General features: G+C 72.2%; 25 protein-coding genes. 10 read left to right on the top strand and 15 right to left on the bottom strand.

The window, feature by feature from the left end; genetic code table 11:
- Window positions 1-94: 94 nt before the first annotated feature.
- Window positions 95-649: a class I SAM-dependent methyltransferase gene (locus Pen02_RS11130; protein ID WP_203865888.1), complete on the bottom strand. Its 555-nt coding sequence runs from the start codon at window positions 647-649 to the stop codon at window positions 95-97.
- Window positions 650-677: 28 nt separating this feature from the next.
- On the opposite strand from Pen02_RS11130, the gene Pen02_RS11125 reads away from it, so the two are divergent.
- A complete protein-coding gene (locus tag Pen02_RS11125) occupies window positions 678-1,109 on the top strand; it encodes a MerR family transcriptional regulator (RefSeq protein ID WP_203865887.1) in 432 nt (143 codons plus the stop codon).
- Window positions 1,110-1,316: 207 nt separating this feature from the next.
- Here Pen02_RS11125 and Pen02_RS11120 read toward each other — a convergent pair whose 3' ends face one another.
- From Pen02_RS11120 to Pen02_RS11090, 7 genes are all read right to left on the bottom strand, one after another.
- Complete coding sequence (locus Pen02_RS11120) at window positions 1,317-1,946, bottom strand: hypothetical protein (RefSeq protein WP_203865886.1); 630 nt, start codon at window positions 1,944-1,946, stop codon at window positions 1,317-1,319.
- A 68-nt stretch (window positions 1,947-2,014) separates the two neighbouring features.
- On the bottom strand, window positions 2,015-3,754 hold the full coding sequence (locus tag Pen02_RS11115; protein WP_239140464.1) for a DUF4012 domain-containing protein: 1,740 nt from the start codon (window positions 3,752-3,754) through the stop codon (window positions 2,015-2,017).
- Window positions 3,755-3,986: 232 nt separating this feature from the next.
- Window positions 3,987-5,231 carry a glycosyltransferase family 4 protein gene (locus tag Pen02_RS11110; RefSeq protein WP_203865884.1) on the bottom strand — a complete coding sequence of 415 codons (1,245 nt, stop codon included), beginning with the start codon at window positions 5,229-5,231 and terminating at the stop codon, window positions 3,987-3,989.
- A gap of 41 nt (window positions 5,232-5,272) precedes the next feature.
- A complete protein-coding gene (locus Pen02_RS11105) occupies window positions 5,273-6,751 on the bottom strand; it encodes a tyrosine-protein kinase domain-containing protein (RefSeq protein WP_203865883.1) in 1,479 nt (492 codons plus the stop codon).
- 338 nt (window positions 6,752-7,089) lie between these two features.
- On the bottom strand, window positions 7,090-7,311 hold the full coding sequence (locus tag Pen02_RS11100) for a hypothetical protein (protein WP_203865882.1): 222 nt from the start codon (window positions 7,309-7,311) through the stop codon (window positions 7,090-7,092).
- A gap of 94 nt (window positions 7,312-7,405) precedes the next feature.
- Window positions 7,406-7,993: a TMEM165/GDT1 family protein gene (locus tag Pen02_RS11095; protein ID WP_203865881.1), complete on the bottom strand. Its 588-nt coding sequence runs from the start codon at window positions 7,991-7,993 to the stop codon at window positions 7,406-7,408.
- Between the two features lie 340 nt (window positions 7,994-8,333).
- The gene (locus Pen02_RS11090; protein WP_203865880.1) at window positions 8,334-8,927 is read right to left on the bottom strand and encodes a TetR/AcrR family transcriptional regulator; all 594 of its coding nucleotides are present in this window, start codon (window positions 8,925-8,927) and stop codon (window positions 8,334-8,336) included.
- A gap of 62 nt (window positions 8,928-8,989) precedes the next feature.
- On the opposite strand from Pen02_RS11090, the gene Pen02_RS11085 reads away from it, so the two are divergent.
- Complete coding sequence (locus Pen02_RS11085) at window positions 8,990-9,424, top strand: VOC family protein (RefSeq protein WP_203865879.1); 435 nt, start codon at window positions 8,990-8,992, stop codon at window positions 9,422-9,424.
- A gap of 6 nt (window positions 9,425-9,430) precedes the next feature.
- Here the strand turns inward: Pen02_RS11085 and egtD are convergent, their stop codons facing one another.
- The 4 genes from egtD to egtA all read right to left on the bottom strand — a co-directional run bounded on the left by egtD (window position 9,431) and on the right by egtA (window position 13,861).
- The gene (gene egtD, locus Pen02_RS11080; protein WP_203865878.1) at window positions 9,431-10,396 is read right to left on the bottom strand and encodes an L-histidine N(alpha)-methyltransferase; all 966 of its coding nucleotides are present in this window, start codon (window positions 10,394-10,396) and stop codon (window positions 9,431-9,433) included.
- Between the two features lie 72 nt (window positions 10,397-10,468).
- Window positions 10,469-11,257: an ergothioneine biosynthesis protein EgtC gene (egtC, locus tag Pen02_RS11075; RefSeq protein ID WP_203865877.1), complete on the bottom strand. Its 789-nt coding sequence runs from the start codon at window positions 11,255-11,257 to the stop codon at window positions 10,469-10,471.
- A gap of 43 nt (window positions 11,258-11,300) precedes the next feature.
- Window positions 11,301-12,635 (bottom strand): ergothioneine biosynthesis protein EgtB, encoded by a 1,335-nt coding sequence (gene egtB, locus Pen02_RS11070; protein WP_203865876.1) that lies wholly within the window; start codon window positions 12,633-12,635, stop codon window positions 11,301-11,303.
- Entirely contained in the window at window positions 12,632-13,861 is a 1,230-nt protein-coding gene (gene egtA / locus Pen02_RS11065) for an ergothioneine biosynthesis glutamate--cysteine ligase EgtA (RefSeq protein WP_203865875.1), read from the bottom strand. Before egtA ends, egtB begins: the two co-directional genes overlap by 4 nt.
- Window positions 13,862-13,993: 132 nt before the next feature.
- Between egtA and Pen02_RS11060 the strand changes: the two genes are divergently transcribed.
- From Pen02_RS11060 to Pen02_RS11025, 8 genes are all read left to right on the top strand, one after another.
- Window positions 13,994-14,368 (top strand): ArsR/SmtB family transcription factor, encoded by a 375-nt coding sequence (locus Pen02_RS11060; RefSeq protein WP_203865874.1) that lies wholly within the window; start codon window positions 13,994-13,996, stop codon window positions 14,366-14,368.
- Entirely contained in the window at window positions 14,365-15,267 is a 903-nt protein-coding gene (locus Pen02_RS11055; protein ID WP_203865873.1) for an SRPBCC family protein, read from the top strand. Before Pen02_RS11060 ends, Pen02_RS11055 begins: the two co-directional genes overlap by 4 nt.
- Window positions 15,268-15,443: 176 nt before the next feature.
- The gene (locus Pen02_RS11050; RefSeq protein WP_203865872.1) at window positions 15,444-16,796 is read left to right on the top strand and encodes an ABC transporter substrate-binding protein; all 1,353 of its coding nucleotides are present in this window, start codon (window positions 15,444-15,446) and stop codon (window positions 16,794-16,796) included.
- Complete coding sequence (locus Pen02_RS11045) at window positions 16,781-17,713, top strand: carbohydrate ABC transporter permease (protein WP_239140462.1); 933 nt, start codon at window positions 16,781-16,783, stop codon at window positions 17,711-17,713. The genes Pen02_RS11050 and Pen02_RS11045 overlap by 16 nt, the downstream gene beginning before the upstream one ends.
- Window positions 17,710-18,531 carry a carbohydrate ABC transporter permease gene (locus Pen02_RS11040; RefSeq protein WP_239140461.1) on the top strand — a complete coding sequence of 274 codons (822 nt, stop codon included), beginning with the start codon at window positions 17,710-17,712 and terminating at the stop codon, window positions 18,529-18,531. Before Pen02_RS11045 ends, Pen02_RS11040 begins: the two co-directional genes overlap by 4 nt.
- Window positions 18,532-18,543: 12 nt before the next feature.
- Window positions 18,544-19,635, top strand: a complete 1,092-nt coding sequence (locus tag Pen02_RS11035) for an ABC transporter ATP-binding protein (protein ID WP_203865871.1) — start codon at window positions 18,544-18,546, stop codon at window positions 19,633-19,635.
- A 139-nt stretch (window positions 19,636-19,774) separates the two neighbouring features.
- Window positions 19,775-21,193 carry a serine/threonine-protein kinase gene (locus tag Pen02_RS11030; protein WP_203865870.1) on the top strand — a complete coding sequence of 473 codons (1,419 nt, stop codon included), beginning with the start codon at window positions 19,775-19,777 and terminating at the stop codon, window positions 21,191-21,193.
- 168 nt (window positions 21,194-21,361) lie between these two features.
- Window positions 21,362-22,624: a nucleotide sugar dehydrogenase gene (locus tag Pen02_RS11025; RefSeq protein WP_203865869.1), complete on the top strand. Its 1,263-nt coding sequence runs from the start codon at window positions 21,362-21,364 to the stop codon at window positions 22,622-22,624.
- Between the two features lie 92 nt (window positions 22,625-22,716).
- Here Pen02_RS11025 and Pen02_RS11020 read toward each other — a convergent pair whose 3' ends face one another.
- From Pen02_RS11020 to Pen02_RS11010, 3 genes are all read right to left on the bottom strand, one after another.
- Window positions 22,717-23,904 (bottom strand): glycosyltransferase, encoded by a 1,188-nt coding sequence (locus tag Pen02_RS11020; protein ID WP_203865868.1) that lies wholly within the window; start codon window positions 23,902-23,904, stop codon window positions 22,717-22,719.
- Between the two features lie 183 nt (window positions 23,905-24,087).
- Window positions 24,088-24,534 (bottom strand): nitroreductase family deazaflavin-dependent oxidoreductase, encoded by a 447-nt coding sequence (locus Pen02_RS11015; RefSeq protein WP_203865867.1) that lies wholly within the window; start codon window positions 24,532-24,534, stop codon window positions 24,088-24,090.
- A gap of 43 nt (window positions 24,535-24,577) precedes the next feature.
- Window positions 24,578-25,492: an NAD(P)H-binding protein gene (locus tag Pen02_RS11010; protein ID WP_203865866.1), complete on the bottom strand. Its 915-nt coding sequence runs from the start codon at window positions 25,490-25,492 to the stop codon at window positions 24,578-24,580.
- Between the last annotated feature and the right edge of the window lie 12 nt (window positions 25,493-25,504).

Genomic DNA, 25,504 nt, shown 5'->3' with positions numbered 1-25,504 from the left:
TGGTCAGGTCCGCTTCCGCGCGGACGGCGGATGATCCGCCTGCTTCCGCGCGGACATCAGGTGATCAGCCCGCTTCCGGGCGGACATCAGGTGATCAGCCCGGTTTCCGCGCGGAGAGCCGTTCGATGAGGCCGAGCCGGAGTCGGCTCCGGGACTCGGCCACGAAGCCGTGCCGCAGGGCGAGGTCTGCCGGGCGGCCCCGGACCCACCGCCGCTCCGCGTGGTCGAGCAGCAGCAGCCGGCCGCCCGGACGGAGTACCCGGCGCATCTCGGCGAGCGCCGCGTTCCGGTCGGCGACGGTGCAGACCGCCAGGGTGCAGACGACGGTGTCGAAGGTCGCGTCGGGGAAGGGCAGGTGTTCCGCCTCGCCCTCCCGCAACTCGACCTGCCGGCCGAGCGTCCCGGCGCGACGGCGGGCCGCCGCCAGCATGTTGGGGCTGAGGTCGATGCCGGTCAGGTCGACGCTCTTGTCGTACCAGGAAAGGTTGCGGCCGGTGCCGACGCCCACCTCCAGGGTCCGGCCTCTGGCCCGCGCGCAGATCCACTCACGACTGTCCCCGATCGTGAGCCGCTCCATCCGGTCGCCCTGGCTGTCGTAGCTCGCCGCGCGCCGGTCCCAGAGTCGGCGGGCGCTCTCTCGCTTGACCATGGGCCCCACTCTGCATGTTAATGTCAACATGAAGTCAAGCCCCGCGCCGGCCACGGGCGCCGAACTGACCATCGGCGAGTTGGCCGCGCACTTCGGACTGGCCACCCACGTGCTGCGGCACTGGGAGTCGGTCGGGCTGCTCCAGCCGGACCGCCGGGTCAACGGACGGCGCCGCTACGCCCGTGCGCAGCTCACCCGGGTGGCGATCATCATGCACGGCCGCGCTGTCGGCTTCGGCCTGGACGAACTCCGGCTGATGTTCGGCACCGACGACGCGGTGGCCCGCCGCGCCGTGCTCCAGCGGCACCGCGACGAACTGGACCGCCGGATCGCCACCGCCACCGCCTCGCGGGACCTGCTCGACCACGCGCTCGGCTGCCCGGCGGAGGACTTCCTACAGTGTCCGGACTTCCAGCGCATGGTGCAGGGCCCCGGCTGCCACGCCTCGCCCTCGACCTGACCCTGGCCAGGAGCAGGCGTCGACCTGACCCTGGCCCGGGGCACGCGTCGCCTCGACCTGACCCCGGCCCGGCGCCTCGAAACCGCACCGCCGTGCGACCCGGCGCGGGAACCGCGGCCGGTACGCGCCGAAGGGCGCCCGTCGGACGCGATTGCTCGTCCGACAGGCGCCCCTGCGCGCGTGGCTCGGCGGCCGGGCCGCCATGCGTCAGCCGACCGAGGTCAGCTCCCGCGACCGGCCTCGACGGCGGCTGTTGATCCGCCAGGCGAAGGCCACCAGGACGAGTACCACACCGGCGATCAGCAGCATGGTGCCGAGCGCGATCTGCGGGCCGGTGCTGCTGCCGGTGACGGGTAGCGGCGGCTGTCCCACGACCACCGTGACCCCGGCGCTGGCCACCCGGCCGGTGGTGAGCCCGGTGCCGGTGATGTTCACGTAGCCGGTCCGGCTGAACCGGACCCGGACCGAGAACTCCCCGGTCACGTTCGCCTGGACGGTGATCGTGGTCGGGTTGCGGTACACCGTCGGCGCCTGCGCGATCGGCAGCATCGCGCCGACCCCGCCGGACTCCTGCACCGCCGCCCCGGCCTCCCCGAGCGCGAGCGGGGTACGCCGGAAGACGAGCCGGACGAGTTCGTTACCGCCGTACCCGGAACCGAAGACGGTGAACACCTGGTTCACCTCCACGGTCGGGTCGCTCACCGTCAGGGCTGGCGGCTGTGGTGGGTACGGTGGTTGTGGTAACGGCTGAGCCTGTGCGGGCGACCCCGCGACGGCGAACGCGCCCACCGTGGCAAGCGTCGCCACGGCCGAGCCGATGATGCGGGATAGCCGCATGATGGTTCCTCTCTCTACTGATCGCATGACGTTCACAACGGATCGCATGACTTGTCTGACGTGCCGGCCTACCGGCCACACGCGGGTGCGGAACTGACACGGGTGGTCCATGGGGTCGGGCCGGGGGTGAGCCACAACTCGACCGTGCCGCCGGCGTTGGGCGGGGTCAGCAGCCCGACCTCCAGTACCCGGGTACGGCCGGGTCCGACGTCGACGGCGAGTACGCCGACCCGGCGCCCCCGCTCGACGCCGCCGCCCATCGGTTTCGGCTTGCCGTCCAGCCGGGCGGCGAGCGGTGCGCCACGTACCGGGCTGAACACCGAGACCAGCACCCGGGCGGTGTACGGGTCGCCGGAGAGCCCGAGCCCGCGCACCGTCTCGCTGAGCCCGGACCTGGGGGCCGAGGAGCGCAGCGTGATCCGGAGGTGAAGCTCCCGGCTGCGGTCCGCGCGGCAGTCGCCGACGGTCAGTTCGGCCGAGCGGTGCAGGTAGTAGCCGAGTTTGGCGCCGCTGCCGTCGTTGAGGAAGACGCCGACGTTGTGCACCGACTCCTGCTCCGGCAGTACTCCGGCCAACCGGGTGTCGACGAGTTCCTGCTGCTCGGCGGGGTGTGCGCTCCAGAAGAGGATCCGCCGTTCGGTGACGGCCGTGTTGACCGCCTGGGCCACCGCCCGGGGGTTCACCGGACGGGTGAGCACGGCGTCGAAGACCGCGCGGGCCGACACGGCGAAGTAGTTGTCCTGCTGGGCCGGCTTGTCCAGCCGGCGGTACGCGTCCGAGAGCAGGGTGCGGACCACGGTGGGTGCGGTGAGCGTCGGATGTCCCGGCACCTGCACCGGCCCGATGGCGTTCAGCAGGTAGGAGAGCGCCACCGGGTCGGTGGCGAGTACCCCGTCGACGGTGCCGCCGCCGGCCCGGCGGTACATCTCGCGGTAGAGAGTGGCTGCGGTGGGAAAGTGCGGGGTGAGGTTCACGTCCGCCGGATAGATCCCGGGCAGGTCGGTGTAGAGCGCGCGCAGTTCTTTGCTCAGTGGCACCGGCGGCCGGCCGTAGGTGTTCAGCTCGGTCGCCGATCCCTGCTTGACCAGCTTGACCTCGCCCTTGCTGGCCCGGATGACGGCGTAGGCGCCGAAGATCCCGCCGGTCGCCCGGGGCTCGGCGAGGTTCTGGAAGACCGCCAGGTAGGTGCGGGTGCCGTTGTCGCCGAGCAGGGTGGGCAGCAGGGCGGCGCTGCGTCGGACGGCGGTGGTGACCTCGACCAGCCGGTCCAGTTCGGCGCGGAACCGCGCCACCGCGTCCCGGACCGCGGGGGCGAGACCGGAGGTCGGCAGGCCGACGATCCGGTCCCGGACCTCGCGTACGACCGTGTCCGCCTCGACGAGCGAGGGCGTCGCGCCGCGCAGGGCGGCCAGGTCGAGCCGTCCCGAGGTGGGCAGCAGGCTCTGCGGGTTCAGCTCGACGAGGGCGGGAAAGGCCCGCCGGGCGAGTTCGTCGACGCCGGCCGCCAGCTCCCGGACCGCCACCATGCTCCGGCCGGCGTACGGGGCGGAGCCGGCGGCCCGCCAGCCGATGTCACCGGTACGGGACCGGGCGGCGCCGGTCTGCTGTTGCAACGCCTCCAGGGTCCGGCGGGCCTGCCCGGTCTGCCCGTCGAGCACCTGTTGGCTCAGCTCCCGGGCCAGGCTGGCGGCGTTCTCCAGGTGTCCCCGCGCCTGCCAGCCGCGCAGTCCGAGCCAGCCGCCGGCCACGGCCAGCAGGCAGCCGAGCACGAGCGCGGTGAGCAGGACCCGACGGAGGGTCCGTCGCACCGCTCGACGGCGTCCCGTCCGCCGCCTCGGGGACACGTCCCCCACCGCCATCACCGCTTTCGACAAAATCTGACGAACTAGACACAAGGCCGTTAGTGCTCTATATCTCTATAGCACGGGTGAAGACATCACTGTTGGTATTTCAAGTGCTCTTATGATTCTTTTATGCTTTTTCAGTGAGAAAAGCTCATAAAACACTCAAAGCATCGCGAGAGCACGGCGAACCCCCAGGTCAATGCCGCCGCCGGCTGGACGCTGCCTCGGCCAGCATCTGCTCCATCTGGTCGACACCGGTCCGCAGCGACATCCGGGAGAGATAACTGTCCCGAGCCCGCTGCGCCATCTCCGCGCGAGCGGTGCTCGGAATGACCGCGGCCAGGGCGAACCGGTCGGCCAGCGCCTGCCAGTCCTCCGGCGGGCAGGAGAGTCCGGCCCGGGCCCGCTCCACCAGGTCGGCGGTGTCCCCGCCGGCCGAGGCGACCACCGGAGCCCCGGCGGAGAGCGCGGCCTGCAACTTGGCCGGTACCGCCCCGCGCAGCGCGGGCAGGTCGCGCAACAGCACGAGCTGGTACTCGGCGGCGGCGTACAGGTCGGCCATCTCGGCCGGTGGACGCCAGCCGAGGAACCGGACGTTCGTCGCGCCGAGTTCCTCCGCGAGCCGCCGGGACTGCTGCTCCTCCGACCCGGACCCGACAAGTACGAGATCGAGGTCCACCTTGCCGTTCACCGCGGCGGCGGCCCGCACCGCCGTGTCGACGCGCTGGAACGGACCCATCGTGCCGGCGTGCATCACCGTGGTGTGCCCCCGGTGCCCGATCGCCCGCCGAGCCGCCGGAGTGGTACCCATCGGCCGGAACAGCCGCTCGTCGGTCCAGTTGAGCACCACCCGTACCCGGTCCGGGTCGGCGCCCCGCTCGACCACCACGTCCCGCATCGACGGCGAGATCACCGCGATCCCGGCCGCCGACCGGTAGATCGCCCGCATCGTCCGGCTGAGCAGTCCGGAAGTGAATCCGCCGGAGCCGTCCCGCCCCGCCTCGCCGGGCGGCGTCACCCCCTCCGGCCAGATGTCCTGGACGTGCACCACCGCCGGCACCCGGCGCAGCAGCCGGAGCAGGGCCGCCGCCGCGTACGCGCCGGCCGGGGGGAAGTAGACGTACAGGGCGTCCACCCCGGACAGGAAACCGGGGGCGGCCAGTGCGCTGCTCATCGCGTACGTGAGCTGCCGGGCCGCCCGTCGGGCCGCCGTACCGTCGTGACTCGCGTACGTCGGCACCCGCCGGATGCTGACCCCGCCGTCGGTGCTCTGGTGCCGCCACCGCTGCCGGTACCCCGGGTAGACCTGCCCGGTCGGATGGTTCGGGAACCCGGTGAGCACCCGGACCTCGTGACCCCGGTCGGCCAGTTCCTCCGCCAGGCAGCCCGGAATGAAGGCGGGCTCAGGCGGAAACCAGTACGAGATAACTCCGATCTTCATTTCTCATCCCCCGATCACCCCGCGACCGGGCGCGACCGCGGTCATCGCGGTACCCGGTCGAGCTCCTCCGTGTTGTCCGCGGGCGCGGCGACCACGGCGTCTTTCGGGGGGATACGCACCGGAAGGGCGGCGGACGACTCCTCGCCGCGCGCGGCGAGGACGGTCTCCACCGGCGCGCCCTTGCGGTACGCCCGGTACTGCTCGACGTCGATCTTGTTTTCCTTCGACATGTTCAGGACGCAGCCGAGCACCCGGGCGGAGACCGAGTGCAGCGCCTGGGCCGCCGCGGCGGTCTGCGCGCTCGGGGTCTTGCCCTGCCTGGCCACCAGCAGCGCGCCGTCGGCCTGCACCGCGACCACCACGCCGTCGGTGAAGGCGAGCAGCGGCGGGGTGTCGATGATGACGATGTCGGTCAGGTCCCGCAGCGAGAGCAGCAGGTCGGCCATGGCCTTCGAGCCGAGCAGTTCGCTCGGGTTCGGCGGCACCGAGCCGCCCGGCAGCACCAGCAGGGACTTGTCCCCCCACGGTTGCAGCACGTCCTCGACGGTGACCTCGCCGATCAGCACGTCGGTCAGGCCGGCGCCGGACCCGATGCCGAGATAGCCGGCCACCCGGGGGCGGCGCAGGTCGGCGTCGACCAGCAACACCTGCCAGCCCGCCTCGGCGAGCGTGATCGCCAGGTTGCAGGCGAGGGTGGACTTCCCCTCCGCCTGCACCGCACTGGTCACCGCGATGACCCGGGCCGGTTCCTGGGCGTCCACGAACCGCAGGTTCGTCCGCAGCTTGCGCATCGCCTCGGCCCGCGCCGTCTGGGCGGCGGTACCGACGATCAGCGGGTTCGACCGGGCGTGCCCGTCGTACGGGATGCTGCCGAGCAGTGGCGCCGAGGTCGCCTCCTGGAGCGTCTCGCCGTCCCGGAAGGTGGTGTCGGTCAGTCCGCGCAGTACGGAAAGCGCGGCGCCGAGCACCAGGCCGAAGACGCCGGCCAGGACGAGGTTGCGGACCGGGCGGGGCGAGACCGGTTCGGCGTTCACCCGGGGGCCGCCGACCACCTCGATCTTGATCGGCGGGTCCTTGGCGCCGGGTGGCGTCTCGATGGTGTGCACGAGTTTCACGAAGTGCGCGGCCAGCGCCTCGGTGAGCCGGAGCGCCCTGGCCTGGTCGCTGTCGGTGACCGTGGCGGAGAGCAGGACGGTGTCCGCCTCGACCCGCGCGCTGACCCGGGACCGCACCTCGTCGGCGGTGAGCCCGACCCGCTCCTCCGCCGCGACGGTCTGCGCGAGCCGGTCGCTGCTGAGCAGGTCGACGTACGACTTCACGCGCTGCTGGAGGAAGAGGCTGCCCTGGTACGCGTCGGTCATCCCGTGCCCGGAGGAGGTGACGAAGAACGTCACGGACGAGGCGTACTGGGGGGTCGCGCGTACCGTGACGAACCCGGCGAGGCCCAGCGCGACCATGACCGTCGCGAGTACCACCCACCAGCGTTGGCGCAGTGCGCGCAGGTAAGCGTGCAGGTCCATCAGCCCCGGCCTCCCGTCTCAGCACCAACCGGGTCGGGGGGCGCCAAAGACCTCTAGTGATCACAAAAAATGCGACAGTATGAAAAGTTCCCACTTGTCGCCTGGCAGCTCCTACCGAATGTAGATGATTGAACGCCCTCAGTAGTCTCACTCGGCCCAATACCGCCGATTAGTACCGGCGGTGTCGTCGGGCCGTCCCGGTGGGCACGCGCGGCCGGGGAACAGGTTCCGGGGAAGGGGCAGGGGCGGGAAGGCGAAACGGCGCCGGCCTTGACGGCCGGCGCCGTAGACGTGCCGGAAACACCGGTGCGGGGACCGGGAACTACCGAAGTCGGAAACTACCGCGACGAGGGCCCGGCCGGTTCCTCGTCCGCCTCGTCGTCGTCCACCTGGTCCGAGTCGGCGAGCGCCTCCCGGAACTCGGCCGACAGGTCCGAACCCGGCACGGCGGCCTCCTCGGCCTCGTCCCGGACCACGTCCCGCTTGTGCGGCCGCTCCGGCTCGGGCAGCGCCACCTCACCGGCGAACCCGTACTCGTTCGGCTCATCGTGCCTGGTCATGCAGTAGTCCTCCGTTCGGGCCACGCTCCGCCGGACAGCCCGCTGGCCATCGGGACGGCTACCCGGATCCCGGCCGTCCCACACCCGCCAGCGGTCAGGTCAGTTGGTGGACGGCGTCCACCAACAGCCAGATGCCGCAGATCCCGAACAGCGCGCTGGCGCCGTACCGGATGGTCTTCTCCGGCAGCCGGCGGCCGAGGATCCGGCCGACCCAGATGGCCAGGGCGTCGGCGGCGACCATCCCGACGGTCGAGCCGAGCCAGGTGCCGAACCAGCCGTGCTGGGTGGCCAGGGTGATCGTGGCGAGCATCGTCTTGTCGCCGAGTTCGGCCAGGAAGAACGCGATCGAGACCGCGATGATGGCGGAGCGGCGGGTCCGTTCCGCCTTGCGCTGCTCCTCCTCGGTCAGCGAGTCGCCGCGCAGCGTCCAGATCCCGAACCCGAGGAAGGCCAGTCCGGCGACGAGCGCGATCCATCCGGTCGGCAGTGCGGCGCCGAGACCGACGCCGAGGGCGACCGAGGCCAGGTGTACGACCGCGGTGGCCACGGTGATCCCGATGATCACCGGAAGTGCCTTGAACCGGGTGGCGAAGGTCAACGCCATCAACTGCGACTTGTCGCCCAACTCGGCCACGAAGATGACGCCGAAGCTGATCGCCAAGGCGGTGTTGAAGTCCTGCATGTCACCCTTCCCGGTCGATGCCGGGCGGGGGCGTGGGCGACCTCGACCCGGCATTGCTGCCTGAGTCGAAGGTCTCGCCCGCCCCACCGGGGTGCGGCCGCGTGGCCGGGTGCGCGACACGGGCGCACCAGTATGTCGACCACGACGTTGGGAGCTACTCCCCTTCGCTGCCGACGAGCCTACCCGAGCAGGTGGGGCGGCGATAACCCGCCCTCACCCGCCGCCGGGACGTCACGATCCGGCGCTCGGGTCGTCGGGTACGCAGCGCGCCCGGCCCGGCGGCTACGCGGCTCGGCCAGCACCCGGACCAGCGGGTATCCAGCTCCGGCCGGCGCTCGGGTCATCGGGAACGGAGCGCCCCCAGCATCCGGGTCAGTGCGGCGACGGTCTCGGCCATGTCCTCCGCCGGTCGCGTCGACGTGGCGAGCCAGAGCGCCGCCTCGTTCATGGCGCCCGAGAGCAGGCGGGTCAGCGGGGCGACCGGCTGCGGGGCGATCACTCCGCTCTCGACCAGGGCGACGAGCGCCTCGGTCAGGTGCCGGGCCGAGTTGGCCTCGTCCAGCGCCCGCCACTGCGCCCAGCCCAGTACGGCGGGGCCGTCCACCAGCATGATCCGCTGCACCTCCGGATCGGTGCTGGCGGCGAGGAACGCCTCGCACCCGGCGGTGAACCGGGTCCACGGATCGCCCTCGGCCTCGGCCGCCGCGACCACCCGCCCGGCGACCTCCTGCTGCACCTGCGCGAGCACGGCGTGGAACAGCGCGGCCTTGCTGTCGAAGTGGTGGTAGAGCGCACCCTTGGTGACCCCGGCCGCCTGGACCAGTTCCGCCAGCCCCACCCCGGCATAGCCCCGGGTCGCGAAGAGCCGTCGACCGGTACGCAGCAGGGTCTGGCGGGTCTGCTCCCGCTGTTGCCGTCGGGTGAGGTCCGGCATCGCACATCCTCCGTTGACATACCGCTGGTACGCCAACTAGCTTACTTTCACATACCGACGGTATGCGAAAGGGGTTCTTCCTCGTGCTGACCAGCTTCTATCCGGTGATCTGCACCTCCCGGTTGACGGAGTCCCGGAACTTCTACACCCGGTTGCTCGGGTTCGAGCCGACCTTCGAGGCCGACTGGTACGTCAGCCTGCGCCGCCCCGGCCCGCCCGAGTACGAACTCGCACTGCTCGACCACGAACACCCGACCCTGCCGGCGGCGTACCGGGCTCCGGTGCGGGGCCTGCTGCTCAACTTCGAGGTGACCGACGTCGACGCGGAGTGGCGCCGACTCGTCCTCGACGAGGGCCTGCCGGCCGAGCTGGAGCTGCGCAGCGAGGACTTCGGGCAACGGCACTTCATCGTGGCCGACCCGAACGGGGTACTGATCGACGTCATCACCCCGATCGCGCCCAGCTCGACCTATGCCGAGCAGTACGTCGGCAGCTGAGCCGGGTCAGGTGGCCTGGGCGAGGGTCACCGCGAAGAGGCCGTCGTCGTCGGTCCACCGGGCCTGCCCGGTGAAGCCGGCGGCGGCCAGCTCCGCGTCGACGTCCGCCGGACGGAACTTCGCCGAGATCTCGGTCCGCATCTCCTCCCCCGCCGCGAAGGTCAGATCGAGGTCGAGCACCCGGACCCGCATCGGCTGCCGGGCGCGCAGCCGCATCTCGATCCACCTCCGGTCCGGGTCCCAGACCGCGACATGGTCGAAGGCGTCCACGTCGAAGTCCGCGCCAAGTTCGCGGTTGAGCACCCGCAGCACGTTGCGGTTGAACTCGGCGGTCACCCCGGCGGCGTCGTCGTACGCCGGCACCAGCACGCCGGGGTCCTTCACCAGGTCGGTGCCGAGCAGCAGCCAGTCGCCCCGTTCCAACGCCGACCGCAGCGCGGCCAGGAAGGTGGCCCGCTCGGCCGGCAGCAGGTTGCCGATGGTGCCGCCGAGGAAGGCGACCAGCCGCCGGCCACCGGTCGGCAGCCGGTCCAGGTGCCGGGTGAAGTCGCCGACGATGCCGCGTACCCGCAGCCCGGGATAGGCGGCGGCGATGTCGGCGGTCGACTGCCGCAGCGCGCTGACCGAGACGTCCAGCGGTACGAAGGTGCCGAGGCTGCCGTGCGCGGTCAGCGCGTCGAGCAGCAGGCGGGTCTTCTCCGACGAGCCCGAGCCCAGCTCGATCAGGGTCTTCGCGTCGGTGAGCCGGGCGATCTCCCCGGCCCGGGCCGCCAGGACGGACCGCTCGGCCCGGGTCGGGTAGTACTCGGGCAGCCGGGTGATCTCCTCGAACAGCTCGCTGCCCCGGGCGTCGTAGAACCACTTGGGCGGCAACCACCGGGGTACGGCGGTGAGCCCGGTACGGACGTCCTCCCGCAGCGCCCGGTCCAGGTCCCGCTCCTCCAGGTATATCTCCAACGGATCCGCGGTCACCCGCACACTCCCCTCGGTCGACACCGCCGCCCCGTGCGGCGGGTCCTGGTTCGGTCCTGCCTCGACCGCCGCTCACGCCCGCCCGGTCGGCTCCGGCCGGACCGGTGACGTCTCACCCTGTGGTTGCATCGGCGTGAGATCGAGCCGGTTGGTGGTCGCCACCACCAGGTGACCGTCCGGGACCGGTCGCCAGCCCGGCCCGTCGTCCAGCGGCTCGGAACTGAGCAGCACCGATCCGTCGGCGGTCCGTACCGACAGCGCGTGCCCGACGGTGGTGGCCACCAGCAGGTGCCCGTCGGTGAACAGCAGGTTCAGCCGGGAACCGGGTGCGGCGGCGGCCACCTCCCGGACGGTCCCGCCGACCGCGTCGGCCGGGGTGGCACCGGCCCGCAGCCGGTGCCGTACCAGCGCCCAGAGCAGGGCCGCGTCGGTCGGGGCGTCCAGGGTCAGCAGGTCCCGGGTCGGCAGCCGGGCGGCGGTGGCCGCGACCGAGTCCGGCCAGCCGGCCACCGCCCCGTTCATGCTGAACAGCCAGGGTCCGTCGGCGAACGGGGCGGCGGCGGTCTCCACCACCGGCATGCCGACGGTGGCCGAGCGGACCGCCGCCAGTACCGCCCCGGAGACCGTCGTCGCGGCCAGCAGCGGCAGGGTGTCGTCGGTCCAGATCGGCACGGCCCGCCGGTAGCGCACCGGCGGGCCGTGCTGCGGGTACCAGCCGACGCCGAAGCCGTCCGCGTTCACCGTCCCGCCGCCACGCATGTCCCGGGGCGCCCAGGACTGCCGGAGCAGCGAGTGCGGCGGATCGACGAGCAGCGCGGACAACGGCAGCGGCGGGCCGAGATAGGCCAGGTGGCGGCACATCAGCCGACCCGGGCCCGCCGGCCGGCCGGTACGTCCCGCCCGGTCACGCGGTCTCGTCCGGCCGGGCGTCCCGGGCACACCGGAAGCCGCTGAAGATCTGCCGACGGATCGGCAGGTCCCAGTTGCGGAAGGTGCCCCGGCAGGCCACCGGGTCGGTGCCGAAGGAGCCGCCCCGGAGCACCCGGTAGTCCGATCCGAAGAAGACCTCGGAGTACTCCCGGTAGGGGAAGGCGGCGAACCCCGGATAGCCGAGGAACGGGCTCGCGGTCCACTCCCAGACGTCCCCGATCAACTGGTGTACGCCGAGCGGTGAGGCGCCCGCCGGGTACGCCCCGACCGGTGCCGGAGCCAGGTGCCGCTGTCCGAGGTTGGCGTGCTCCGGCGTCGGGTCCTCGTCGCCCCACGGATACCGGCGGGACCGGCCGCTGACCGGGTCCCAGCGGGCCGCCTTCTCCCACTCGGCCTCGGTCGGCAGCCGCTTGCCGGCCCAGGCGGCGTACGCCTCGGCCTCGTGATAGCCGACGTGCACCACCGGCTCGTCCGGCACCAGCGGGGCGTACCGGCCGAACCGGGTGCAGCCCCAGCCGGTGCCGTCCCGCCGCCAGTGCATCGGTGCGGTCAGCCCGGCCGACGACCGGTGTTGCCAGCCCGGACCGCTCCACCAGCGCGGATCGGCGTAGCCGCCGTCGTCGACGAAGGCGAGGTACGCCGCGTTGGTCACCGGCGCCGCGTCGATGACGTACGCCGGCAGGTCGACCGGGTGCCCGGGACGCTCGTTGTCCAGCGCCCACGGGTCGGTCGAGGTGCCCATGGTGAACCGGCCGGCCGGCACCAGCACCTCGGCACCGACCGGTCGGACCGAGGGCGGCGGCGGGGGCGCGGAGAGCACCGGCGGACCGGCCCGGAGTTGGTGGGTGGCCAGCATCGTCTCGTCGTGCTGCTGCTCGTGCTGGGCGATCATGCCGAACGCGAACCCGTCGGTGACCAGTCGACGCCCCTCGAACCGGACGCCGTCGAGCAGGTCGAAGACCTTGTCCCGGACGGTGCCGACGTACCGCCGGGCCTCGGTCGGGCCGAGCAGCGGCAGGGCCGGCCGGTCCTTGCGGGGGTGTTTGAACGCGTCGTACAGCTCGTCGATGTCCTGCCGCACCGGCGTACGGCCGCCCACGTCGCGCAGCAGCCACAACTCCTCCTGGTTGCCGATGTGCGCGAGGTCCCAGACGAGCGGGGACATGATCGGCGAGTGCTGCCGGACGAGGTCGTCGTCGTCGACGGCCTCGGTGAGCCGGACACTGCGGTCCCGGGCCCGGCCGAGTTCGGTGGCGATCCGGTCGCGCAGCGACTCGGTCGGCCGGTCGTCAGATCGGACGTCGGTCATCTCGATCCCTCCCGCACGGCGGTCAGCCGCCGCGCCACGATCCGGGTGATCTCCTCGCGGGTCGCCGGGGGCAGACCGGTGCGGTCCAGCGACCGCAGCGCGAGGTCGAGCAGGGTGTCGGCGGCGTTGCCCAGCAGCGGGTCCCGCAGCCCGCTCCGGGCCGCCTCGGCCCACCGGCCGGCGACCGGTTCGCAGGCCGCCCGGGCCTCGTCCCGGGTCCGGTCGTCGCCGAGCAGGGCGGCGAGCACTCCGACCGGGGCGATCCACTCCCCGCCCGGCTGGGCGTCCAGGTAGCGGATCTCCAGGTAGCCACGGGGGCGTACCGGCGGGAACAGGGTGCTGAGGTGGTAGTCGAGGTCGTCGGTTGTCGGCGACCCGGGCAGCGCACCGGCCAGCCAGTCCCGGAAGGTGATCCCGGCCGGCACGGTCCAGTCCCCGCCGTCCCGGCGTACGCAGAGCAGTGGGGCGGCGAGCGCGTACCGGACCCAGGCGTGCACCGGGTCGGCCGAGCCGCTCGGCGGTGACCAGGCCGGACGGGTCCGGGCCGGGTCGATGTGCTGCCAGGCGGCCATCCGGGCGGAGGCCCAGCCGGTGTCCCGGCCGGCGTGCCGGCGGGCGGTGGCGAAGGCGGCGAGCAGGGGCGGGCCGAACGCGTGCGCGGCGGCCCACCGGTCGACGAACTGGTCGGTCGTACCGGCGTCCAGGCAGACCTGGAGCCCGGCGGTGCTGTACATCATGGTCCGGCCGGCGCTGCCGAGCCGGTCGAAGGCGCACCGCATCGCGCGGTACCTGGGGGTGTCGACCACCGGAGTCGGTGGTCGGTGCGGGTCGATGCCGGTGTCGCCGAGAACGAGGCCCTCGGCACCGAGCAGCTCGGTGAGGTGGGCGATGTCCGAGGTGGTGGTCTCGTGCAGTTCGGCGAGGGAGCGGCAGGGGGCGGTGGAGAGTTCCACCTGGCCGCCGGGCTCGACGCTGACCGTGCCCGAGCGGGGCAACGGTAGGGCGGAGCTGGCGGGATCGAGGGTGGTCGGGGCGTGCGGTCCGAGTGCGGAGCGGAGCCGGGCCGGGTCGGCCGGTCGGCTCGGAACGGCCGCGTCGTGCACGGTCCATTCGAGTTCTACACCGCTGAGCGTGGGTGGGCCGGTCTTGAAGCAGATCTTCGCGACGTAACCCTCGGCGTCTTCCACCGCGCGCAGGATCATGCCGCTGTCCAGGTCGGACGGCATAGCTGCGGGCCTCCCTCCGTCGGGAACCGACTCTCCTTACCCCTTTTTCCGGAGCCCAACCTCCGGCGAGTTCCAGGGGCGCACTGTTACATAACTTGCTCGGCATATTACTGAGTTGGTATGTTCGCGGTCATGGCCACTGCGTTCGAGGTGCTCGCCGAGCCGGTCCGGCGACAGATCCTGGACCTGCTCCGGGAGCGCCCACGGTCGGTCGGCGAGCTGACCGAGCAGCTGGGGCTGACCCAACCGGGCACCTCGAAACACCTGCGGGTGCTGCGCGACGCCGGGCTGGTCCGGGTGCGCCCGGAGGCGCAACGTCGCTGGTATGAACTCTGCCCCGAACCGCTCGCCGAACTCGACGCTTGGCTCGCACCGTACCGATGGATGTGGTCCGGTCGGCTCGACGCGCTTGAACGGCATCTGAACACCATGCCATCCGGGTCCGACACTTCCGCCGGTCCCGCCGGCCACCAGCAGATCGACCCCGAATCCGAGGAGTTGCCGTGACCGAGAGCCTGGAGACCGTGCACGGCCGCCAGATGCTGCGCATCGAACGGCGGCTGGCCCATCCGCCGGAGAAGGTCTGGCCCGCTGTCACCGAGCCGGAACACCTGCGCGAATGGTTCCCCGCCGAGGTACGCCTGGAGCCGCGCGTCGACGGGTCCATCACCTTCAGTTTCGGCTCCGGTCCCGACGCGCCGCCGGATTCGGTCGGCCGGATCAGCGCGTACGAGCCGCCCCGGCTCTTCGCCTTCACCTGGGAGGACGATCTGTTCCGGATCGAGTTGCACCCGGACGGACCGGGTTGCCTGCTGGTGTTCAGCCACGTCTTCGACGACCGGGCCGGCGCGGCGAGCTTCGCCTCCGGCTGGAAGCTCTGCCTGGACGCCCTGACCGGCATCCTGGACGGCCGGCCCGTCGACCCGACCCAGCGCCCGTCCGGCCGGCTGCACGAGTCGTACGTCGAGCGGTTCGGGCTGGCCGACGGTGTCGCTGAGGAGACCGGGAACGGCTGGCGGGTGCGCTTCGAGCGGCAACTGACCCGGCCCGCCGAGGCGGTCTGGGCGGCCCTGACCGGCCAGTCGCCCGATCTGCCGGCCCAACTCGGCGCACCGCCACCGGCCGGTTTCACCACCGCCGAGTTCCCGGCCGGGCCGATCACCGCACTCGACCCCCCGACCCTGCTGGAGTACGCCTGGGAAGCCGACGGCGCGTCCGCCGGCCGGGTCCGGTGGGAGCTGACCCGGGGCACCGGGCACGGCGCCCGGCTCGTACTCGAACAGACCGGCCCGGCCGACGCGGACGGCGCGCGGGCGACGGCGCTGGCCGCCTGGCGGGCCCGGATCGAACCGCTGGCCCGGCAACTCGCCGAGGAGGCCGACCGGCTCACCGAACAAGCCGAATGAGCGGGCCGGGCCGGACTCGGCGCGACACCGGTTCGATAACGGGACGGAGGGTAACGGCCCGCTCGGCTTGACACCATGCTTGCAAATATGTGCACTTGTGACACTCCGCTCCAGCCGGCATCGGTGCCCGCTCAGCAGTCCAACCGGGCCGGCCACCACCGTCACGGGGAGGCACGATGGCACGACACGCAGGCAGGCCCGGCACAGATCTCCGGCTCGACCGGCGCCGGCTACTCGGGCTCGGCCTCGCCGCCGGAGCCGCGCCGCTGCTGGGCGCCTGCGGCGGCGCGTCGACCACCGGCTCGGACGAGGAAGGGGCGATCACCTTCCTCTCCACCCAGTTCACCCCGGTGGAGGAGCGGCAGCGCTTCGAGCAGATCCTGCGGGACCGGGTCAAGGGCGGTGCGGTCGCGTACAACACCGTCGAGCCGAACGTCTTCTCCTCGACCATCACCTCGCAGGTGGGTGCCGGCCGGGTCCAGGTCAGCCTGGCCGGCGGGCTGCACGGCGACTTCGCCCCGCACGCCGACAAGTTCGAGAACCTCGACGACCTGGCCGGCAAGCTGGCCGACCGGAGGATCCCGACCGACCTCGCCGACCTCGGCAAGCTGTCCGGCGGCGCCACCACCTACCTGCCGTGGATGCAGGCGTCGTACGTGCTGGCGGTCAACAAGCGGGCGTTGCAGTGGCTGCCCAGCGGCGCCGACGTGCAGAACCTGACGTACGACCAGTTGCTGACCTGGGTCGGCGACGCCCGGCGGGCCAACGGCAACAAGCCGGTCCTCGGCCTGCCCTGCGGGCCGAAGGGGCTCTACCACCGGTTCTTCCAGGGCTACCTGCTGCCGAGCTTCACCGGCGGCCAGATGACCACGTTCCGCAGCCCGGCGGCGGTGCTGGCCTGGCAGTACATGGTGGAGTTGTGGGCGCAGACCGCTCCGGCGTCCACAAACTACGACAACATGCAGGAGCCGCTGCAACGCGGCGAGGTGCTGATCGCCTGGGACCACGTGGCCCGGCTGGTGAACGCCCCGGCCGACAAGCCGGACGACTGGATCATGGCGCCCGCGCCGCGCGGCCCGCAGGGGCTCGGCTACCTGCTGGTGGTGGCCGGCCTGGCGATCCCGAAGGGTGCCCCGGACGCGGACCGGGCCCGCCAGGTGATCGAGACGCTGACCACCCCGGACGTCCAACTCGAGGTGCTGCGCCGGAACGCCTTCTTCCCGGTGGTCGAGGCCGCGCTGCCGACCGACCTGCCGCCGGCCGTGGCGCTGGAGGCCGAGGCGGTACGCCGGCAGCAGGACGCCCAGGGCGCACTGCTCGCGCTGCCGCCGGTCGGGCTGGGCGCCAAGGACGGCGAGGTCTCCCAGATCTTCAAGAACTGCTTCAAGGAGATCTGCCTGGACCGCCGGCCGGTGCAGCAGGTGCTGGACCGGCAGGCCCAGCAGCTCAACGCCATCCTCGACGAGGTGAAGGTGCCGTGCTGGCGGCCGGACCCGGTGGTGGCGGGGCAGACGTGCCGGGTGCAGTGACCACCGCGCCGGACCCGGCGCCCACCGAACCGAAGACGACACCGGCCCGGCCGAGCCGCCGCCGACGGCGAACCCGGGTACCGACGGCGGCGTTGCTGGTCGCCCCCTCGGTGGTGTTCCTGGCCGCGCTCTTCCTCTGGCCGATCGTCGTCGGCGTCGGGCAGGCGGTCACCGGCACCGACGGGCCGACCCTGGCCCACCTGCGCCGGATGGTCGACGACCCGTACTTCTGGACGGCGACCCGGAACACCGCGCTGCTGATCGTCGTACTGATCCCGTTGCAGTTCGCGTTCGCGCTGACCATGGCACTGCTGCTGCGGGAGCGGCCGAGGCTGGCGTCGTTCTACTTCTACGTCTGGTGCGTACCGCTGGCGATCAGTGATCTGGCCGCCGGGCTGGTCTGGCTGTCGATCTTCGCCGACCGGGGGTACCTGAACTCGGCGCTGGCCCACCTCGGGCTCGGCGACGGCTACGCCTGGCTGTCGTACGACAACCAGACGACGATGTTCGTCGCCGTGCTGCTGGCCGAACTGTGGCGGGCCACCTCACTGGTACTCGTGATCGTGGTGGCCGGGTTGCAGAACATCCCGCGGGACTACGACGAGGCGGCGGCGGTCTTCGGCGCGACGTACTGGCAGCGGCTGCGCCACGTCATCCTGCCCCAGTTGCGGCCCAGCCTCCAGGTGGCGCTGATCCTGCGTACCATCCTCGGGTTGCAGACCTTCGCGGTCGCCCAGGCGCTCACCGGCCGGAGCTTCCCGCTGCTGGTCGGCGAGACCTACCAGTGGTACGTGACGTTGCAGAACGAGCGGGTCTCGGCGGCGATCGCCCTGGTGATCATGCTGATGTCGCTCGGCACTGCGGTCGTCTACCTGCGGGTGCTGCGCGATCCGGCAGCCACCGGCGGCGAGCGGTGAGCCGGCTGCGGGCGGCCCGGCGCCGCTCGATCGCGATCCACGTGGCCTGCGTGGCGGTCACCCTCTTCATGGGGCTGCCGATCTACCTGATCGCGCTGGCCGCGCTCTCCAGCCGGGAGTCACTGAACCGGTTCCCGCTCGCCCTGCTGCCCACGGAGCTGTCGACCGAGACGATGCGGGTCTTCCTGGACAGCACCGGAGTGGTCGGCGGCTTCCAGAACTCGGTCGAGGTGGGCCTGATAAGCCTGGCGCTGTCGCTGGCCCTCGGGGTGCCGGCCGGCTACGCCGTGGCCCGGTACGCCTTCCGGGGCCGAGAGCCCTACCAGCTCTTCCTGCTGCTCACCCGGGCGCTGCCGATCGTGGTGCTGTCGGTGCCGCTGGCCCGGGTGTTCCTGGCCACCGGGCTCTACGACACGACCTACGCGGTGGCGCTGCTGCACACCGCACTGGCGCTGCCGACCACCGTACTGATCACGTCGGCGATCTTCGTGGCGGTACCGGTCGAGCACGAGGAGGCGGCGATGGTCTTCGGAGCCAGCGCGCCGAGGGCGTTCACCCGGGTCGTACTGCCGCAGGCGCTGCCCGGGATCGCCGCCGCCGCCATCTTCACCTTCGTCACCTCCTGGAACGAGGTGCTCGGCGCGGCGGTGCTCACGCTCAACCGGCGTACCCTGCCGGCCCAGGTGCTCTCGACGCTGGCCGACTCGCCGTTGGCGTTCCGGTTCGCCGGGGGCTTCGCGCTGGTGGTGCCGGCCCTGGTCTTCATCGCGTTCATGCGCCGCTACCTGTTGAACATGTGGGGAACCACGATCCGCTGAGAGGAACGAGCGTTGGCCGAGATCGTGTTGCGGAACCTGGTGAAGACGTACCCGGGCACCCGCTCCCCCGCCACCGACGACATCAGCCTGGAGGTGCGCGACGGCGAGTTCCTGGTGCTGGTCGGGCCGAGCGGCTGCGGCAAGACCACCCTGCTGCGGATGATCGCCGGGCTGGAGACCCCGGACTCCGGCAGCGTGCAGATCGGCGGCCGGGACGTGACGGAGCTGCCGGCCCGGCTACGCGGGCTGTCGATGGTCTTCCAGTCGTACGCCATCTGGCCGCACATGCGGGTCCGCCAGAACATCGCGTTCGGGCTGGCCATGCGGAAGACGCCGAAGGCGGAGATCGACCGGCGGGTCGGCGAGGCGGCCGAGCTGCTGCACCTCACGGACTACCTGGACCGCTATCCGGCGCAGCTCTCCGGTGGGCAGCGGCAGCGGGTCGCGGTGGCCCGGGCGATCGTCACCGACGCCGACGTGCTGCTGATGGACGAGCCACTGTCCAACCTGGACGCGCTGCTGCGGATGGAGTTCCGCACCGAACTGAAGCGGATCGTCGGCAAGCTCGGCACCACCACCGTCTACGTCACGCACGACCAGGCCGAGGCGCTCTCCCTCGGCGACCGGATCGCGGTGCTCCGGGAGGGCCGGGTCGCACAGGTCGGCCCGCCGCTGGAGGTCTACGACAGCCCGGCCGACGAGTTCGTCGGCGGCTTCCTCGGCGCCCCGCCGATGAACTTCCTGCCGGCCCGGGTCGACCGGGCCGACGGCCGGACCCGGCTGCGGATCGGCGACCGGTCCACCGCCGCGCCCGCGACGCTGGGCGACCACCCCGGCGACGAGGTGACGGTGGGGGTCCGGGCGGAGAACATCGAGGTCTTCGACGCCGACGGTCCGGACCGGCTCGCGGCCCGGGTGGAGGTGGTCGAGCCGACCGGGGCGGCTATCCTGCTCACCGTCGACCTGGCCGGCCGGCAGCTCAAGGTGCAGGCGCCACCGACGTTCCGGATCGGTCCCGGTAGCCCGGTTTGGCTCGCCGTCGACCCCGAGCGGCTGCGCTGTTACGACCCTGCCGACTCGAGCGCGATCACCGTTTCCGGCTGAGCGGGCGGGGCGCGCGGCTGGGCCGCCGGAACGGTCGCGCGAGCCTCCGGGTACGCTGGCCCGCGGCGCCCACCGACCACCGAAACGCTGTCGCCACCACGATTGCGTACGAGGCTCACCGGCTGGGTACGGTGTGCACGTGCTGGAATCCGGAGTCCTGCTGGGCGGGCGCTACCGTCTGGACGAGCGTGTCGCCACCGGTGGAATGGGCGACGTGTGGCGCAGTACCGACGTGGTGCTGGGGCGCCGGGTCGCGGTCAAGGTGCTGCTCCCCTCGCTGCTGGCCGACCCCGACTTCATCGCCCGGTTCCGCGCCGAGGCCCGGATGCTGGCCACCCTGCACCACCCGGGCATCGTGCAGGTCTTCGACTACGGCGAGGACGAACTCCCCTCCGGCCGGACCGACTACCTCGTCATGGAGTACGTCGACGGCGAACCACTGTCGGCACGGATCCGCGAGGACGGACGACTGAGCGTCGTCGACGCGATGCACGTGGTGGCCCAGGTCGCGCAGGCACTGCACGCCGCCCACCTGGGCGGGATCGTGCACCGCGACGTGAAGCCGAGCAACCTGCTGGTGCAGGCCGACGGCACCGTCCGGCTGCTGGACTTCGGGGTCGCCCGCTCGGTGGACATCACCAGCATCACCAGCTCGAACGCGGTGCCGGGCACGGCGCTCTACATGGCGCCGGAGCAGGCCAGCGGCAAGCCCGTCTCGGCCGTCACCGACGTCTACGCGCTGGGCGCGGTGGCGTACCAGTGCGTGTCCGGGCAGCCGCCGTTCACCGGGGACAACCCGCTCCAGGTGGCGGTGAAGCACCTGCACGAGGATCCGGATCCGCTGCCGGCCGACGTACCGGAGCGGGTCACCGAGCTGATCATGCGGGCGCTGGCCAAGGACCCGGCCGACCGGTACGCGGATGCGGCCGCCCTGGCGACGGCGGCCCGGGCCGCCGCGAACGACCCGGAGGTGGTCGCGGCGGGGGCGATCGCCGGGACCACCGGTGGCGTCATCGCCCCGGCGCAGCCGACCGCCGTCACCGGGCTCGGCGTCCGGCCGGCCGGGGCGGCTCCGGCCGGCGGCGCAGGCCCGGCGCGCGGGCCGGACACCCTGACCGACAACCCGGTGGTGGACCCCGGCGACCGGGACCGGGACCCGAGCCTCGGCGTCCTCACCCTGGCCGGGGTCGCGGCCGTGATCGGGGTGGGCGCGGCGGTGGTCGCCGCCGTGATCGCGTTGAACATGGACGACGAGGTTCCGGCGACGAACGGGCCACCCTCACCCACGCCGAGCAGCAGCGTGACGGTGGAGGCGGAGATTTCGGAGCAGCCGTCCGCGAGCGTGCCGAGCGGGCAGCAGACCCCGCCGCCGCGCCCCCGGGACAGCCCTCAGCCGCGCCCCACCGCCTCGGCGACGCCGAGCCGGACCCCCGACACCGACCCGACCACCGAACCTCCGGAGACGTCGGCGCCGACCAACCCGCCGCAGAGCAACCCGCCGACCGGTCCGGGCGAGCCGCCGCCCACCGGCGGACCGGCGGACCCGGGCAGCGGCTGAACCACAGCTCGTACGCACTGTTGGTAGCCTTATCGCTACCTTCGGTGCGGCGATCGACGCTGTTCGGACGACACCAGCAAATACTTCCCTTTATCCCCGTTTCCAAGGTGATCAACGATAAATCATCCTAAGGTGTGCACGACGTCGTCGAGGCACGTGGGAGCCCGGATGAGCAGGGAAAAACTGGTTGTCGTCGGTCAGGGGTACGTCGGTCTGCCCCTTGCGATGGCGGCCGTGGAGTCCGGACTGGACGTCGTCGGACTCGACCTCGACACCGACCGGGTCAAGCGGCTCGGCAGCGGGCAATCCTTCGTCGAGGACATCTCCGACCTCCGGCTCGGCGCGGCCCTGGCCACCGGTCGCTACCTGCCGACCAGCGACTACACCGACGCCCGGGGCTTCGACGTCTGCGTGATCAGCGTGCCGACACCGCTGCGGGACGGCGTACCGGACCTGAGCTGTGTGGAGCAGGCCGGCACGGCACTCGCCCCGTACGTCCGACCCGACTGCACGGTGATCCTGGAGTCGACGACCTATCCCGGTACCACCGAGGAGCTGCTCCGGCCGCTGCTGGAGGAAGGCAGCGGGCTGCGCAGCCCGGACGACTTCCACCTCGGCTACAGTCCCGAGCGGATCGACCCCGGCAACCCGGTCTGGCGACTGGAGAACACCCCGAAGGTGGTCTCCGGGATGGGCCCGGCCGCGCTGGACCGGGTGGACACGTTCTACCGCCGGATCGTGCGGCAGACCGTACCGGTCGACTCGACCCGGGTCGCCGAACTCACCAAGCTGATCGAGAACACCTTCCGTCAGGTCAACATCGGGCTGGTCAACGAGCTGGCGACGTTCAGCAACCAGCTCGGCATCGACATCTGGCAGGCCATCGACGCGGCGGCCACCAAGCCGTTCGGGTTCATGTCGTTCCGCCCCGGCCCGGGGATCGGGGGCCACTGCCTGCCGATCGACCCCTGCTACCTGTCCTGGCAGGTGAAACGCCGCCTCGGCCGACAGTTCCGGTTCGTGGAACTGGCCAGCGACATCAACCACGCCATGCCGGAGTACGTGGCCCAGCGGGTGATGGCCGGGCTGAGTACCCGGGGTCGGCCGCTGCGCGGCGCGCGGCTGCTGATGATCGGGCTCGCGTACAAGAAGAACACCGGTGACCTCCGGGACTCCCCCGCGATCGACCTGGCCGGCCGGTTGCACGCGCTCGGCGCCCGGATCAGGGCGGTCGAGCCGTACGCCGATCCCCGGCACGTGCCGACCGACCTGGCGATGGTCGAGTTGACCGAGGACGAGGTCCGGGACGCCGACGCGGTGCTGGTGGTCACCGACCACGACGGGCTCGACTACGACATGATCGTCAAGACCGCCCGGTACGTCTTCGACAGCCGTGACCGCTGCCGGGGCCCGGTCGTCGAACGCCTGTAGCCGCCTCGCTCGCGGTACGCGGAAAGAACACCTGCCCGGTCGGCGGAGAGGTCAGCGGACCCGGGGTGATACCTGCCCGGTCGGCGGGGAGGTCAGCGGGCCAGGGTGCCGGCGGGTTCGGCGTACTCGGTCGGCCAGCAGCCCCGGGCCATCGCCAGCCGGTGGTAGAGGTCCCGGGTGGCGGCCACCAGTCGGGGCGTGCCGAACGCCTCCCTGGTCTCGGTCAGCGCCGCCCGACCCATCCGGTCGCGCAGCTCGTCGTCGGCCAGCAGCCGCAGCACCGACCGGGCCAGTCCGTCCACGTCCCCGCGGTCGCAGAGCAGCCCGGTCCGGCCGTGCCGGACCACCTCGGCGGTACCGCCGACGTCGGTGGCGACCACCGGCCGGCCGGCGTGCCCGGCCTCGATCAGTGCCAGCGGCGTCCCCTCGTGGTCCGAGGTCTGCAACACCAGGTCGGTCGCGGCGTAGACCGTCTCCAGGTCGGCCCGCCAGCGCAGGAAGGTCACGTCGAGCCGGTCGGCGACGGCCGCCGCGACCGTCTCGGCCAACTGGTCGCCCTCACCGCAGACGACGAAGTGGACGTCGGCGCGGGTACGCCGGACGGCTCTGGCAACCGCGAGCATCTGGTCCGGTCGCTGCACCGGACCGAGCGGACCGACGTACGCCACCACCGGCCCGGCGGCGGGCAGTCCGAGGGCCTGCCGGGCCTGGTCCGGACCGGGTAGCGGCGACAGGCTCGCACCTGGCGGCATCACGGTGTACTGGTCGGGGCGGCCGATCGAGGCGGCCAGGAGTTCGTCGCGGATCCGGGCACCCACCGCGACCAGGGCATGACTGGTACGGGCCAGCGTTCGCTCCGCGCCGACCACCAACTGGCCGGCCACCGGGGGCAGCGACCCGGACACCGGATGGGTGTGGAAGGTGTGCACCCGGATCGGCACCCGGCAGATCACGGCCGCGATCCGGCCCAGCACACCGGCCCGCAGGTCGTGGGTGTGCACCAGATCCGGCTGGAAGTGCCGGGTCTCCGCGATCAGCGCGGCCAACGCCCGGACGTCGTCGACCGGCCGGACCGGACGCCGCAGCGCCGGCAGCATCCGGACCGGTACGTCGCTGGCCCGCAGCCGGCGGTAGTCCCCGGCCCCCGGCTCGACCGGGCCCGCGTAGAGCCGTTGCTCGAAGCGGTCCGGGTCCAGCCCGCGCATCAACGCGCCGACCTGCGGCGCGGCCTCGCCCACCGACATCCGGGAGATGATCCGCAGCACCCGAAGCGCTCGCATGACCAGACCTTTCGCGCATCGCGGCGCGCCGATCCCGGGGGACCGGACACGCCGAAATATCCCTTAAGCCCGTTATACGGCAATATCCGGGTTCAGGCCGATGATCCGGCAGATTGGAACGTCGACTATGGCCGGTCGGTCGAGGCCGGCTCGGCGCCCGGCGTCGGGTGGGACCGGGACGACTCAGACGCGTTCCAGCACCACCACCGGGATCTGCCGGGGCGCCTGCTCGGCGTACGTCCGGTAGGTCGGGAAGATCCCGGCCATCAGCTCCCAGAGCCCGGGGCGTTCGGCGGGATCGGCGACCCGGGCCCGGGCGACGAACCGGTCGGCCCTGACCTGCACCCGCACCTCGGGATCGGCGACCAGGTTCAGGAACCAGTTCGGGTTCTGCACGGCGGCGCCGTTCGAGGCCACCACGACGTACCGGTCGCCGTCCCGCCCGTAGATCAGCGCCGTCCGGCGCAGCTCGCCGCTCTTCCGGCCCCGCGTGGTGAGCAGCAGGGTCGGAAAGCCGTTGAAATCGTGTCCCTGCGCACCGTCGGTCTCCAGGTAACGCCGGATGTGCGCGCCGACCCAGCCAGTCGGATTGTCCCGCACCCCGTCCCGGTCACCCTCTGCCGTGGTCATCTCCGTCCGTCCCTCCGCCGCTGTGCCGAACCGTCGTGGATGGTCAACGTAGTGCACCTTTCTCCGGCTGACCGACCCCTCGGCCCCCGTCGACGGGTACGGGAAGCGGCGCGAAGTCGGCCGCGTGGTCGATCGCCCACTCCCGGAAGCTCCGCGCCGGCACCCCGGTCACCTCCTGCACGGTCCGGGTCACCGGCTCCGGCTCGGTCACCAACCCCGCCCAGTACGCGAGCGCACCGTCCAGGAAACCGGCGTCGCCCCAGCGGTCGCGCAGGTCCTGGCGTACCTGCTCGACCGGGATCTCCACCCACTGCACCGGCCGACCGACCGCCTCGCCGATCAGCCGCACCTGCTCCGCCTGGGTCACCGGCTCCGGCCCGGTCAGCACGTACTTCCGACCGGCGTGCCCCGGCTCGGTCAGCGCCCGTACCGCCACCGCCGCGATGTCGCGCTCGTGGACCAGCGACCGGGCGGCGTCGCCGTACACCCAGCGGACCTCCCCGGTGGCCCGAATCTGGTCCGCCCACTCCAGGGTGTTCGCGGCGAAGCCGCCGGCACGCAGGAAGGTCCAGGTCGAACCGGACCCCTCGATCAGCCGCTCGACCTCGCCCCAGAAGCCGTTGCGGTCCGGCTCCTGGTCGTCCCGGACGTTCATCGCCGACAGGTAGACGACGTGCCTTCCCGGCCCGGCGAGGGCGTCCACCACCGCCGGCGCCCGCTCGGCGTTCACGAACGGCCAGAGCAGGAACACCCCGTCGACCCCGGCCGCCGCCTCGGCCACGGTGTGCGGCTCGGCGAGGTCTCCCCGGTACGGAGTCGCGCCGTCCGGCAGGTCGGCCCGGTCCGGGTTCCGAACCAGGGCCCGGACCTCGGCACCGACGGCCAGCAGCCCGGCGACCACCTCCCGGCCCACGTTGCCGGTGGCACCGACGACCAGGATCGCCCGCTTCTCGCCCATCTCACATCTCCC

The organism is Plantactinospora endophytica (assembly GCF_016862915.1).
Taxonomy (GTDB): Bacteria; Actinomycetota; Actinomycetes; order Mycobacteriales; family Micromonosporaceae; genus Plantactinospora; species Plantactinospora endophytica.
Note: the sequence above shows the minus strand (reverse complement) of the source record. Positions and strands in the feature narration are given on the sequence as shown.